The sequence below is a fragment of the Sorangium sp. So ce281 genome (assembly GCF_051527395.1).
Taxonomy (GTDB): Bacteria; Myxococcota_A; Polyangia; order Polyangiales; family Polyangiaceae; genus Sorangium; species Sorangium cellulosum_B.
Map to the genome: position 1 here is coordinate 8,353,867 of NZ_CP150322.1, position 13,139 is coordinate 8,367,005.

Genomic DNA, 13,139 nt, shown 5'->3' on the forward strand with positions numbered 1-13,139 from the left:
CAGGAAAAAGGAAACATCCTGTCTACCTTGCGATCTCGTGATTCCCCCGCTAGCTTGAATTGATGATGGGATGGTCGCGCCCGCTGACCTGCTGTATCGCTGCCGTGCTTGGCGCATTCGCGAGCGCTTGCTCCGGGACGGAGCAGGGCTCTGCCGGCGCAGCGGCAGGCGCAGGCGGGGCGGGAGGTGACGGCAGCGCCGAGAGCGCGGCGGGCGGGGGCGCCGACTGCCCTCCTGGTGAGGAAGGCTGTCCGTGTGGGCCTCTGGGCCAGTGCGACGGCGGGCTCCGCTGCGCAGACAGCGTATGTGTTGTTTCGGAGTGTGCCAGCGCCGATGATGATCCGATGGTCGACGGCGACTGCGACTGGCGGGGAGGCCCGGAGGACCCCTCATTCCAGCGCTCGGATACGTGGGGCACCACGGGGGCAGCGCTCGTCTCCCCCGAGGTCGAGGGCAACGGCAACCCCGGGGCCGGCATCATCGGGAGAGACGCGGTGTGCCAGATGGCCGGCTTCTATCAGCGCCTCTCGATGCCGGACCTCGCGTGCGCCGGACCGCTCCTCCTCACGTTCGCCGCGCGCGTCGGCTGCGAGCTCGCGATGGACTGCCTCGGCCCGCCGGGGGTGGGGGTCCGGATCGACGGAGGGATCACCGACCTCGATCTCATGCCCTCTTCGTCCTTTTCCCCGCAACGCGTGTGCCTGGGAGAGCGCGCCTACGGCAGGCCGATCGAGCTGCTCCTCGGGCCCGCCCGGCGTTCTCCCCTGTGCGATGAGGACACCGGACAGGACTTCACGCTGACGTTCGATGACGTCGCCCTTCGGCCTGATGAAATGAACGAGTGCCCGCCGCCTGGCCAGGTGCTGAACGGCGACTTCGAAGCAGGCGCCGCCGGCTGGAAGACGACCCCCGAGGGCGGCGTCTCCGCGATCGAGGGCGGCCTGGGCCAGGGCGGCGGCAAGGGCGGACATCTCGCCACCACGCTCTTCTGCCAGGTTCCCTCGCTCGAGGGCACGCTCTCGGCGCCCTTGCCGTCCGCCGCGCTGCCGAGCCCGGCGCTCCGCATCTGGAGCCGTGGCAGCCCGGGGGCGATCGTCGACGTGATGCTGAGCACGCACCGGCTGACGGCCCTGACGGGCACGGGCGAGGCGCAGGTCTCGCATGCCTGCTTGCCCCGGTGGGCGCTCGGCATGGCGCACCGCCTCGCGTTCGCGTTCCGGAACCGGCACAGCCAGCCGTGCATGGACGAGAACAAGCGGGATTTCACGGTGGATGATCTCGCCATCGTCTCCGACGACCGCTGCCCCGGGGACGCGCCGCTCTTCGACCCCGGCTTCGAGAACCCCGGCGCCGACGCGGGCCTCTCGCCGACATGGGTCCTCAACGCGGAGGACCCTGCGCGCGGCAGCGCCAGGCTCGCGGTCGACGCGGCGGCCGCGCACGCCGGCGACGTCTCGCTCTCGCTGTCCGTGCGGAAGCCGTGCCGCGAGCCCTCGGCCTCCACCGTGTTCACCGTCCCCGAGCCTCAGGGGACCGCCGGTCCGGCGCTGAAGTTCTGGTACCGCACGAGCCACCTCCTCGCGGCGACCGCCTCCTCGATGCCAGGAGGCGCGCTCGCTGCCAGCGAGCGCTGGACGCAACAGACGATCTGCCTGGATCCGCGCACGGCGGGCATGCCTCAGCCGATCTCTTTCAAGATAAGAGCCAGCGGCACCTGCGATGCGCCGCTCGACGACGAGGCCTTGCACGTGGACGACGTCGAGGCGACGACCGATCCCTCCTGCCCGGCCGCGGCGCTCCCCTGAGCTGCGGAGTCCTGGCGCCTCGAGTCGCCGGGCAGAAGGTGCCTCTCGGCTCAGCCGCGCTTCCGGCCCACCAGGATGACGATCGGATAGGCGAAGTGGACCTCGTCCCCCCGGAGCTCCGCGCCCACGCCGAGCGCGTCGACGCCGACGTCGGCGCGGTAGAGGGCCCGGAGCCGGTCCGCTCCGCCGGGCTCCGGGAAGGAGGCCCGGAGCGTGGCCTCGAGCTCCACCTCGAGCCGGTACCGCGTCGTCGTCTCGATCTCCAGCCCCGCCGCGTCGAACAGGGCGCCGAGCTCGCGCTCGGTGAGCGCGCTCGCGTGCGACGGATCGCGGATCTTCTCGGCGGCGTCGTACGCCGCCCGCCTGTCCTCGGACGGCGCCACGTCGATCACGGCGACTCGCCCGCTCCTCTGGCACACGCGGGCCATCTCGCGCAGCGTCACGAGCGGCTCCAGCAGGTGATGGAAGCTGTAGCGCGTCGTGACCAGGCGATAGCTCTCGTCCGGATAGGGCAGCCGGCTCGCGTCGCCGAGCTCCCAGGTGACGTTGGAGAGGCCGAGGCTCGCCTGCCTCTTCCGCGCCTCGTCCAGCATCGCCGGGACGATGTCGAGCCCCCGCACGCTCGCCACGCGCTGGGCCAGCGCGCAGGCGACGATCCCCGGCCCGCAGGCCACGTCGAGGGCCGCGTCGCTCGGCGCCGGGGCGAGCGCGTCGAGCAGCAGCCCCATGGCGGATTCCGCCGAGTGGGCCCGGACCTCGGCGAACGGCCTGGCCTGGCGGGTGAACTGTTCCTGTATCAACGCATCGTGCGCCGCGGGAGTCGCTTGCTTCATGGCGCTCGAAGATGGACGCGCTCCGGCTTTACGGCTGCCGGCGATCGGACAAAGATCACCGCCGAGAGGCCACGCCTTGCAAGCCCGCGTCCTGACCCCGACGGAGACCACCGAGCACCTCGCGCGCCTCGGGCTCGATCATGCCGGCGCGCGCGCGTTCTCCTACGAAGACGAGCTGCCGGGAGCCGTGTACGGCTGGCACACCCACGCGCGGCACCAGCTGCTCTGCCCTCTGGCCGGCACGGCGCGCCTCGAGGTCGAGGACGCGTCGTTCCTGCTCCCCCCGCAGCTCGCCGCGCTCATCCCCGCGGGCGAGCGGCACGCCACCACCTGCCGCGACGCGTCCATCGTCTCGATCTATTTCGAGCCCGCCGCGTTCCCTTCCCCCCTCGCGGCGGTGAGGATCTTCGAGATCCCCGCGCTCCTGCGCGAGATGGTGATCTACGCGCGCCGCTGGCCGGTCGCGCGGCGTCCGGACGACGCCGCGGCCAACACGTTCTTCGCGGCGATGGCGGACATCATCGGCCCGCTCCTCGATCGCGGCGCCACGTACCGGCTGCCCCGCGGCAAGACGCGGCCGGTGCAGCGCGCGATCGAGTGCGCGCTGCGCGACGTCTCCAGCGCCGATCTCCCGCGGGCCGCCGCGTTCGCAGGGGCGACCGAGCGCACGCTGCGGCGGCGGTTCCGCGAGGAGACCGGCGTCACGTGGCGCGGCTTCGTCACGCGCGCGCGCGTGCTCCGGGCGATCGACCTGCTCTCCAGCCCGAGCGCCAGCGTCACGCAGGTCGCGCTGGACGTCGGCTTTCAGAGCCTCGGCGCGTTCGCCGCCGCGTTCCGCGCCGTCACCGGCCAGACGCCGAGCGAGTTTCGCAGGGCCGCCCGGCCATCGCCGGGCGGTGGACACACGAGCTGACCTGAGCGGACCTGACGGCGCGGACGCGATCGTCGAAGAGCGCGCCGCGGACGGCGGCGCGCGCCGCGAGGTCGGGGGCTACTGCGTGATCGCCCGGAGGTCGAGCATCTCTTCGACGCTCGGGACCACGATGAGGTCGCAGCGGCGGTTCTTCTGCCGGCCCTCGTCGGTGTCGTTGGTCGCGACCGGATCGGTGTCCGCGAAGCCCGCCGCGCTCCAGTTCGCGACGGGGAGCGCGCCCCCGCCGCCCTTGACGTCGGCCGGGCTGACGAGGAACACGAGCACCTCGCGGGCGCGCATCAGCGACAGGCCCCAGTTGTCGCGGAACTGGCCGCCCGCGAGCGGCTTGTTGTCCGTGTGGCCGGCGACCTGGTAGTCGCGCTGGAGCAGCGACTTGTCGTTCTTGACGACCGTCGCGACCTTGAGGAGGATCTCCTTGCCCTCCTTCTTCAGCGACTCGCGCCCGGAGTCGAAGAGGACGTCGCCCGGCAGCGAGATGACCATCCGGTTGTTCCGGATGTTCACCGCCAGGCCGAGCTTCGTGAGCTCGTCCAGCTTCTTCTTGAGCGTCTCGAACCGCGCCTTGATCGCCTCCAGCTGGCGGGCGCGGGCCTTGAACTCCGCGAGCGCCTTCTCGCGCTCCTCCAGCGTCGAGCTCAGCTGCGACACCTGCGTGCTCGTCGCCTGGAGGTTCTCGTTCAGCTTGCTGATGTCGATGCCGGCCGCCTCCAGCTGCTTCGTCAGCTCCGCGACCCTCGCCTGGGCCGCCTCGAGCTCCTGCTGCGTCTGGGCGAGGCGGCCCTCCGTGGTCTGGTGCTGGCTCTGAAGGCGGCTGTACTTGTCGAGCTGGGCCTTCCACTCCTCCTCGGAGTAGCCGCACCCCAGCGAGGACGACGCGATCACGGCAGGCAGGAAGGCCGCGAAAGCGGTTCTGCGACCTTTCAAGACACGAGGGTGCATGAGCACGCTCCTTCACTCTAGTTGGTGAACATGAGCTGGGGCCGATGGCCCGGCCCGCGCCCGGTTCCAGGGGACAGCGGCCTGTCAGGCCGTGCGGACGCGTACCCTACCGAGGTCGCGCGCGATTGTAAAAGGCCGTATCGAGCCGCCCGACCCGCCGCCGCGCGCGCCTCTCTCCGTCGCCGGGCCCCGTCCCCGCCTCCGCCGGGCGCGGCGCGCTGACGCGGCGCGTGGTTGCGCCATCGCAACACAGGTGCGCTTGTCCATTGTTCCCGCCTGCGCACCTGCTAGTGGGACGGCCCATGGCCTATCGCATCACGCTGATCCCGGGCGACGGCATCGGCCCGGAGGTCGTGACGGCGACTCAGGATGTGGTCTCCGCCGCCGGCGTCGCCGTCGACTGGGAGATCCACCACGCGGGCATCGAGGTCGCGAAGCTGACGGGCTCGCCGCTCCCCCTCCCCGTGATCGACGCCGTGCGGAAGAACCGGATCGCCCTGAAAGGCCCGGTGACGACGCCGATCGGGGGCGGGTTCCGCTCGGTCAACGTCACGCTCCGGCAGACGCTCGACCTCTACGCGAACGTGCGGCCGATCCGCAGCCTGCCGGGCGTCGACCCGCGGTTCGACGTCGACATGGTCATCGTGCGCGAGAACACCGAGGGGCTCTACGCCGGGCTCGAGCTCATGATCCTGCCCGGCGTGGCCCAGAGCATCAAGCTCACGACCGAGCGGGGCTCGACGCGCATCGCGGAGTTCGCGTTCCGGTACGCGAAGAAGCACGGCCGGAGCAAGGTGACGATCGTCCACAAGGCGAACATCATGAAGATCTCCGACGGCCTCGCGCTCGACTGCGCGCGGCGGGTGGCCGTGGGGCACCCCGAGGTCCAGCTCGGCGAGATGATCGTCGACGCGGCGGCCATGACGATGGTCCGCGATCCGAACCGGCTCGGCGTGATCGTGACGGAGAACCTCTACGGCGACATCCTCTCGGACCTCGGGGCCGGCCTGGTCGGCGGGCTCGGGATCGTGCCCGGCGCGAACATCGGCGACGACGCGGCGGTCTTCGAGGCGGTGCACGGGTCGGCGCCGGACATCGCGGGCAAGGGCTACGCGAACCCGACGGCGCTCGTGCAGAGCGCCGTGATGATGCTGCGGCACCTCGGCGAGCACGACGCGGGCGATCGGATCGAGCGGGCGCTGACGACGCTCTACCGGGCCGGCGAGGTGCGCACGCGCGACCTCGGCGGCGCCGCGAGCACGAGCGACTTCACCCGCGCGCTCTGCGCGGAGATCGAAAGGCCTCGCGCGGAGGCCTAGCGGAGGGCATCCTGATCCCGCAGACGTGGGATCCGCCTTCACGTGGCTGCTCGAGTGGTGCGCCGAGCTCGTCGGCGCGACGGACGGGGCTGCCGGCGCCGCGGGCGACGACGCGAGGCGCCGGCGGCGGCTGCTGCTCTTCCTCGCGCTCTCGTCGCTCGTCGCGGCGAGCTACTTCCTCAGCGAGATCTGGGGCGTGAAGGGCCTGCTCCCGGCCGCCCTGTTCTTCGCGCTCGCGGTGAAGGCGACGCGCGCCGTCCTCGACGCGCGCGCGTCGCTGTGGCGCGCCGCCGCGCTCGACCTCGAGGACCCGGCGCAGCGCCCGCGCGCCGGCGCGGCTCCGTGGTTCTCGCCCCCGACGGCGAGGGTCCTGCGCGCGCTGGCCGCGGTGATCGACGACGCGCGCCGCGAGCGCTACGCGGCCGCGCTGGAGCGGCTCCCGTCGGTCGATCGGGCCGCGCTCCGGCCCGACGAGGCGCGGCTGCTCGAAGCGGCCCGCGCGCTGCTCTCGCTGGGCCTCGGCGACCCGGCGCGCGCGGCGCAGCAGGCGATCGTCGCGCTGCCCACGGGGATCGACGCCATCGACGCGCGGCTCGGCCGCGTGGTGATCGCCGACGCGTGGAGGAGCCCCGCGCGGCTCGAGGCGATCGATCGCGCGTGGCGGCAGGAGCTCCAGGGCGGCGTGGCGTCCGAGGCGCTCGAGCGCCTCCTGTCGCTGTCGCGGCTGCGCTTCGCGCCGCACGCGCTGGAGGCGCTCCAGCCCGTCGAGGCGCGCGCGCTGTCGGCCGAGGCCTGGTCGATCGGCGAGGAGGAGCTCGCCGCGGCGCTCGAATCCCGCGCGCGGGGCGGCGTCTACCGCTGAACCGGCGGCTCACCGCGGCGGCGCACGGCGGCCGCTCACGGCGGCGGCTCGCGCGGCACGGTGGGCGCGATCTCGCGCAGCAGGCGGAGGCCGCCGAGCGAGATCTCGACCACCGCGGCGAGCCGCTCCGCCACGAGCTGCTCCGCCGAGGGCCCCGCGGCGCGCGTCTCCGCGACGAAGGCGAAGCAGCGCCGGCCGGAGCCGCCGAAGGCGACCGCGAAGCCGTCGATCGGCGCTCGCGGCGATGAGTGCGTGTCGGCGACGCCGATCGCCACGACCGTGTCGAACCCCTCCGGCACGTCGATCCGGCGCTCGACGGCGGTGAGGCCCTCTCCTGGACGCGGCAGATCGCGCCAGAGCCGCGCGCGCGCCTCGCACGCCGCGCGGCTCGCGCGGCCGTCCTCGCGCCATGTGCGCACGAGCAGCGACGTCGACGACGCGGCGTGGGTCGCGACGAGCCAGGGGCCCTCGCCGTCCTCGACGCGGAAGCCGCGCGCGTCGGGCAGGGGGAGCCGGAGATCGAAGCGATCCGAGCGGTATTCTCCGAGCTCGCCGTCGCCGAGCGTCGACGCCGCCTGCGCGGGCGGCGCGGGCCTCGGCGGCCCGGGCGGCGCGGCCGGGGCCGGCGCGCACGCGGGTATCAGGGCGAGCAGCGCGGCGGCCGGCGCGAGGGCGCGGCGCGGCGCGCGCGCCTTCGGCTGCGGCCCGTTCCCCGGCGCTCCTTCGGGCTCGGCGCGCGGCTCCGGCCTCATCGCGTGAGCAGGACGAGCAACGCGCCTGCGCCGCCCTCCGCGTCCGGAGCCGTCGCGAAGGCGGCGACGTGGCGGGCGACGCGGCCGTTGCTCAGCCAGGCGGCGATCTCGCCGCGGAGCACGGCGTGGCCGCCGGGCGAGTGGTTGCCCTTGCCGTGGACGATGGCGACGACGCGGTCGCCGTCGCGCTGGCGCTTGCAGACGAACGCCTCGACGGCCTCGCGCGCCGCCTCGAGCCTCAGGCCGTGCAGATCGAGGGTGCCGTCGACGGCGTAGCGGGCGCGGCGGAGCCGCCTGAGCTCGCGCGGATCGACGTCGAGGCGCCGGCCCTCGATGCGCTCGCTGTCGTCCGTGGTCTCGAACTTGATCCCCTCGATGACGAGCGATCGCATGCGCGAGCGCGCGTCCTCGTCCGGATCGATCGCGATCGTCGGGAGCGCGGCCCGCTCGACGCGGCTGGCGGTGACCGGGATCCGGGTCGCGCGATCCTCGAGCACGCGGACGCCGGCCATGTAGATGGCGAAGGTCTCGGGGTCGACGGGCCGCGGCGCAGGCTCGGCGCCTGCCCGCGGCGCCGCGCCTGCGCCCGGGGGCGCGGGCGATCTCGCCTTGGGCTTCGCCTCGGTCGAGGCCGCCGTCGCCTTGGGCTTCGCCTCGGTCGAGGCCGCCGTCGCCTTGGGCCTCGCCTCGGGCGCCGGCTTGGCCTTGTTCAGCTGCCGGAGCGTGGAGAACGGCTGATAAAACGCCTCATTCGCCTTGCGCGCCGCCGCCTTCGCGGCGCGCTCCGGGCTGGCCGTCGTTCTCGTGTCTCTCTCGCGCTTCGCGCCCTTCGCCATCCCCCAGAACATCGCTCGCGAGGCCGCGGAGTGCAAACCGGACGGCTTCGATGCCGGCGAGCTGCCCGTCCTCGAAGTGCCAGTCGGGGTCGTCGAGGCCCGGGAAGTCGTGCGGGTTGCGGATGTCCTCGGCCGTGAGCGTGGGGATGAGGCGCCGCGCGAGGTCGATGACCTTGGCCCTCTGCGCTCCCTCCATGTCGGCGAGCAGCGCGAAGATGCGGTGGAAGAGCTGGGCGGGCGAGGGGGCGGCGGGCGGGGCGCCTGGGCGGCCCGCGTCGTGAGAGCGCATCGGGCGCAGCATACGCCATCGGGCCGGGCGCGCCGCGGCGCGAGGAACGGGGATCCACCCGCCCCCGGCGCCGCGCTGGACCGAGGTCAGCGAGGCTCTCCGAGGCGCATGATCGGCCCGGGGCGGTCCTCTGCCGGCGTTGCCTCGGATCGCCCGGGGTCACGGGGCTGCCCGTAGGGATAGAAGCCCCCGTACGGCCTGAAGGGTCTGAGCGGCCGAAAATGCCCATACGGCCTGAAGGGTCTGAACGGCCGGAAATGCCCATACGGCCTGTGCGGCCCGAAGGGCCTGAACGGCCGGAAATTCCCATGATATGGGGCATCGTCCGGGGGAATCCTGGCGCCGGGGAAGTCCGCGCTCGTTGTCTCCTCGACGAGCACGAGATCTTGGATGGGCGTCGTGCTCCCCGCAGCAGCCATCTGCGCGGTGCCGAGCGCCATTCCGGACAGCGCCAGGACCCCGAGCGCTTTCATCAGCTTCATCACGGAATCCTTTCGCGATGCGAGCGTCTTGCCGGGCGTCATCCCGTGCGGGCTGCGTCCATGGCGATGCAAGCGTGAGGCCCGTTCGCGGCGGACCGCTTGTGCCACGCACGGCGGCGCAGGTTCCTGATAACCGTGGATCGGCGCCGCGCGCGCCTCGCACGCCGCGGGGCGTCGCGTGTGCGCGCGGCGGACAGCGGCCGGTACCGGCCTGCGCGCGTGCGCGTCGATATCGACGCGACGGCCCCCTTCCCGGCTCAGGGCGTGATCAGGACATTCGACAGATCATCGACGATCCTGCCGACATCGCCGCCGTCGAGGTTGACGAGCACGGTGATAGAAGCATCCTTGTCGACCGCGTAATAAGACGACGACGTGAAGCCCCAGATACCGCCGTCGTGACCGACCTGGACGCCGAGCGGAGATTCCCGGCGCGACAGCCCGAGGCCGTACCCGGTGACCTCGCCGAGGGGCGCGTCGACCCACGCGGTCATCTCTTCGATCTCGGCGGGGCCGAGCAGCGTGCCGTCGAGCACCTTGCGGTAGAAGCGCGTGAGGTCGCCCGTGGTCGAGACCAGCGCGCCCGCCGCGCCGGCCGCGGACGCGTCGATCGCGGAGGTCATCTCGACGAGCTCCCCTCGGCTCCGCCCGTAACCGTGCACGAGGCCGGGCAGGGCCTCCTCGGCGCCGTCGAGGTAGGTGTGCGCGAGCCCCGCCGGCTCGAGGACGCGGGCGCGGAGCAGCTCGCCGATGGGCTCTCCCGAGGCCGCTTCGACGATCAGGCCGGCGATGATGTAGTTCGTGTTGGAGTAGGCGAAGCCGCGCCCTGGCTCGAAATACGGCGGCTTCGACGCCGCGAGCTCGATGAGCTCCGCGGGTGTCCACGTGCGCGTCGGGTCGTCGAAGGCCGCGGTCCAGAACTCGTCGAGCGCCGTGTAGTCGACGACGCCGCTCGTGTGGTTCAGGATCTGTCGCACGGAGATCTGCTCTCCGCGGGGGACACCGCCGACGTACGCCGAGACGGCGTCGTCGAGCGACAGCCGGCCTTCCGCGCGGAGCATCAGCGCCAGCGTGGCGACGAAGGTCTTCGTGATGCTCCCTGCGCGGAAGAGATCGCCGGGCTGAATGGCCACGTCGGCCTCGGTGTCCGCGACCCCCGCGGCGCCGAGCCAGCTGCACCCGCCGAGATGCACGGCGGCGGCCGCGCCGGGGAGCCGCTGCGCTTCCACGGCCGCGTCGAGCGCACCCTGGAGCTCGACCGAGAGCTCGTCACAGCCGGCGCGCGGCGCAGGGTCTGAGCCTCCAGGTCCAGCGGCGGCGCTCCCGACTCCGACGCTCCCACGGCCATCGTCGTCCGTGGTGGCCACCATGTCGAGCGGAGCGGGCGTGGAGCTCGTGCACCCCGCGAGCAGGACAATGCCAGTACAAGAACAGAAGAAAGCGGTCGGCCGAAGAACACGGCTCATCAATCGGGTCTCCATGGCTTCGCCGTGAGGTCCATTGCTGCGCTCCGCCGCGCCGCTCCCGATCTCCAGGGGCGGCCCCGCGAAGGACGGGCATCAAGAAGCGAGGGGTCCGACCGTGTCAACCGGCCCGCAAGGACGCGAGCGCTCTCGCTCACGCAGGGCGTCGATAATGCAGCTTATCGCGTGAGTCGGCAGACAGGCCGTTCTCACGAATCACGCGCGACGGCGAGCGCCCGCAGCAGGGTGATCACGGCGATCACGTGGCTGATCCGGCCGTCCTGCATCGCCGCCCTCACGTCGTCTGCGCTCATCACGACCGGTTCGGTGCTCTCGTGCTCGTCGCCCTCGGGCTCGCCGACCCGCCGCGCGCCGCGCGCCAGGTAGAGGAAGCAGCGGTTCGCCTGGAGCGCAGGATTCGGGTGCACCCACCCGAGCGTCTCGAGCGACTCCACGGCATACCCCGTCTCCTCCAGGAGCTCGCGCGGCGCGGCGGCCGCCGGCTCTTCCCCTGGATCGACAAGGCCGCCAGCCGTCTCGATGGTCACCGCGTCGACCCCGTGCCGGTACTGCCGCACCAGGACGAACTGACCTTCATCCGTGATCGCGGCCACCGAGATCCAGTCGGCGAGCTCCAGCGTGAAGGCGGGATAAGACGCGCCCGCAGCCATGACTTCATGGCGATGGATCGCGAGCGGACCGAACGTACCGGCGAGCGCCGAGGCGTGCCGGCGAGGAATCGTGATACCCATCCCGCCTCACTACTACGGCGTGCCTCTCGCCGCCTTCTCCGTCACCGCTCCTGTCTTCTCCGGCACCGCTCCCACCTTCTCCTGCGTCGTGCTCGCCGTCTCCGACGCTCCCGCCTTCTCCTGCGTCGTGCTCGCCGTCTCCGGCGCTCTCGCCTTCTCCTGCGTCGTGCTCGCCGTCTCCGGCGCCGCGCTCGCCGCCGTCTCCGGCGCCGCGCTCGCCGCCGTCTCCGGCGCCGCGCTCACCTTGTCCGACGCAGGGCCCGCCATCTTCTCCGGCGCCGCGCTCACCTTGTCCGACGCAGGGCCCGCCATCTTCTCCGGCGCCGCGCTCGCAGACCTCTCGCCGCGCTCCCGCCGGAGCACCTCCTCCGCGTCCTCGCCGGGCATCCGCTCGGTCGCCCCTCGCCCTTCGTCCTGCGGCGGCGGCCACGCGGTCACATAGCGGGGTGCCTCGCCGGGTCCGGACGCATCGATCCACGAGACGCTCCCCGTCCCTGGCGCGCGCACATCGACATGCACGAACGAGCTGTTCGGATAGTACCCGCAGCCCGTGTCGGCGAGCGCGCGGCAGGCGGCTGCGAGCTCGTCGTTCCGCACCCCGGCGATGCGCAGATCGAGCGCCCGGCCCGTCTGGTGCAGGCTGCCCTGGCTCTGCGGCCGGTACCCGCTCACGAGCGACACGAGCCGGCCCGGGTACCGCCGCGCCAGCGCGTCGATGCGGGAGAGCAGCCCGGGATCGAGCAGCCGCACCCCGGGCGCGATCTCCCCTGCCAGCGCCCCGCTCGCCCTGCTCCCGGCGGCGCGCGGCGCATCGCCGGCGCGCCGCCCCTTGCGGCTCGCCGCTGCCGACTTCCGCGCGGGCGCGCCCTCGTCGGACAGGATCGGCCGCGGCGTGCCCCACGGGCGCGCAAGCAAGGAGAGGGCGCGCCGGGCCTCCTCGCGCGGCTTCCCCTTGCAGTCGACCAGCTCGAGGCGCTCGGGCTCCAGCCCGCTGCGATCCATCGAGAGCACCGGTCCGTGGCACGGCTTCGGAGGCGCCTCCCGCTCCACCCCCTTCTTCGCCCCGCGCCGCTTGCTCTCGGCCGTGCGCGCCGCCCGCCTCTTCTCCTTCTTCCTCTCGCCGCCCGCCTTCTTCTTGGCGACCCCCTTTTTCCCGCCGCCCGCCTTCGCCGAACCGCCCGCGTTTTCCTCCGCGGCTGCAGCCGCGTGCGGCGCCTCCCTGCGGGTACGGGCCTTCCCCTTCCGGTTCCGGCCCCCCGCCCCGCTCGTCTTCTCGTCACCGGTCGCCGCCGCGGCGCTCTTCGCGCGACGATCGGGCGAGCTCTCCCGCGTCTTCGTTCGCGGAGCTTGCTCCGCGCCTGCGGGGCTCGCCGGCGCCCGATCCCGACGGGTTTGCTCGCTCTTCTCTTCCCTCGATTCCCCGGACCTCCCGGCAGCGGCGTGCGCCCTGGGCAGCGGCTCCGCGCAGACGGGCCCCGCCAGGATCGCCGGCACCGCGATGCTCACCAGCACCGAGAGCGCGGCCGCGCGAGCACGCCTCAGGCGCGCACGCGGCTCTCCCCTGCGCACAGCTCCCCCTGCGTCCCGCGGCGCCGCGCCTTCACTGCTCACGGATCGAAGGCTCATCATGGAAAGCTCCAGTCGGGTCGGGTGCGAGTGCCATCCGTCAAGGAGCGGATCTCCCAGACACGGCGTCGCCGCCCGTCCGCAGGATGTGGGATTGGGAAGGGCAGTCAGCGGTCCGCTTCTTGAATCGACCTGGGACGAGACCGGCAACCTCGAAACAGCGTCTCCGAGACGCCCCTCGCGGAAGCTCGCAACCTCGGAAGGGAGACTTGGAAGGCAAGCTCAGAAGGGACCGAACCCTGAGGAC

At 72.8% G+C, this 13,139-nt stretch carries 12 protein-coding genes; 4 read left to right on the forward strand and 8 right to left on the reverse strand.

The features are described 5' to 3' along the window. Positions 1–344: 344 nt before the first annotated feature. On the forward strand, positions 345–1,805 hold the full coding sequence (locus tag WMF27_RS31740) for a hypothetical protein (RefSeq protein WP_437765125.1): 1,461 nt from the start codon (positions 345–347) through the stop codon (positions 1,803–1,805). Between the two features lie 50 nt (positions 1,806–1,855). Here the strand turns inward: WMF27_RS31740 and WMF27_RS31745 are convergent, their stop codons facing one another. Then, positions 1,856–2,638: a class I SAM-dependent methyltransferase gene (locus tag WMF27_RS31745; protein WP_437765124.1), complete on the reverse strand. Its 783-nt coding sequence runs from the start codon at positions 2,636–2,638 to the stop codon at positions 1,856–1,858. A 76-nt stretch (positions 2,639–2,714) separates the two neighbouring features. On the opposite strand from WMF27_RS31745, the gene WMF27_RS31750 reads away from it, so the two are divergent. Then, the gene (locus tag WMF27_RS31750; RefSeq protein WP_437765123.1) at positions 2,715–3,551 is read left to right on the forward strand and encodes an AraC family transcriptional regulator; all 837 of its coding nucleotides are present in this window, start codon (positions 2,715–2,717) and stop codon (positions 3,549–3,551) included. A 78-nt stretch (positions 3,552–3,629) separates the two neighbouring features. Here the strand turns inward: WMF27_RS31750 and WMF27_RS31755 are convergent, their stop codons facing one another. Further along, positions 3,630–4,454, reverse strand: coding sequence for an OmpA family protein (locus WMF27_RS31755; protein ID WP_437765122.1), 825 nt, complete (start codon positions 4,452–4,454; stop codon positions 3,630–3,632). A 359-nt stretch (positions 4,455–4,813) separates the two neighbouring features. Between WMF27_RS31755 and WMF27_RS31760 the strand changes: the two genes are divergently transcribed. Together WMF27_RS31760 and WMF27_RS31765 are read left to right on the forward strand one after the other, a co-directional pair. Beyond that, positions 4,814–5,830, forward strand: coding sequence for an isocitrate/isopropylmalate dehydrogenase family protein (locus WMF27_RS31760; RefSeq protein WP_437765121.1), 1,017 nt, complete (start codon positions 4,814–4,816; stop codon positions 5,828–5,830). A 25-nt stretch (positions 5,831–5,855) separates the two neighbouring features. After that, entirely contained in the window at positions 5,856–6,692 is an 837-nt protein-coding gene (locus tag WMF27_RS31765) for a hypothetical protein (protein WP_437765120.1), read from the forward strand. Between the two features lie 35 nt (positions 6,693–6,727). On the opposite strand, the gene WMF27_RS31770 is transcribed toward WMF27_RS31765, so the two are convergent. The 6 genes from WMF27_RS31770 to WMF27_RS31795 all read right to left on the reverse strand — a co-directional run bounded on the left by WMF27_RS31770 (position 6,728) and on the right by WMF27_RS31795 (position 12,772). Beyond that, complete coding sequence (locus tag WMF27_RS31770) at positions 6,728–7,444, reverse strand: hypothetical protein (RefSeq protein WP_437765119.1); 717 nt, start codon at positions 7,442–7,444, stop codon at positions 6,728–6,730. After that, complete coding sequence (locus WMF27_RS31775; protein ID WP_437765118.1) at positions 7,441–8,280, reverse strand: Smr/MutS family protein; 840 nt, start codon at positions 8,278–8,280, stop codon at positions 7,441–7,443. The genes WMF27_RS31770 and WMF27_RS31775 overlap by 4 nt, the downstream gene beginning before the upstream one ends. Next, on the reverse strand, positions 8,192–8,569 hold the full coding sequence (locus tag WMF27_RS31780; RefSeq protein ID WP_437765117.1) for a hypothetical protein: 378 nt from the start codon (positions 8,567–8,569) through the stop codon (positions 8,192–8,194). The genes WMF27_RS31775 and WMF27_RS31780 overlap by 89 nt, the downstream gene beginning before the upstream one ends. Before the next feature lie 739 nt (positions 8,570–9,308). After that, positions 9,309–10,532, reverse strand: a complete 1,224-nt coding sequence (locus WMF27_RS31785; RefSeq protein ID WP_437765116.1) for a serine hydrolase domain-containing protein — start codon at positions 10,530–10,532, stop codon at positions 9,309–9,311. Positions 10,533–10,723: 191 nt separating this feature from the next. After that, entirely contained in the window at positions 10,724–11,266 is a 543-nt protein-coding gene (locus tag WMF27_RS31790) for an NUDIX hydrolase (protein ID WP_437765115.1), read from the reverse strand. Between the two features lie 12 nt (positions 11,267–11,278). After that, on the reverse strand, positions 11,279–12,772 hold the full coding sequence (locus WMF27_RS31795; protein ID WP_437943229.1) for a YcbK family protein: 1,494 nt from the start codon (positions 12,770–12,772) through the stop codon (positions 11,279–11,281). Between the last annotated feature and the right edge of the window lie 367 nt (positions 12,773–13,139).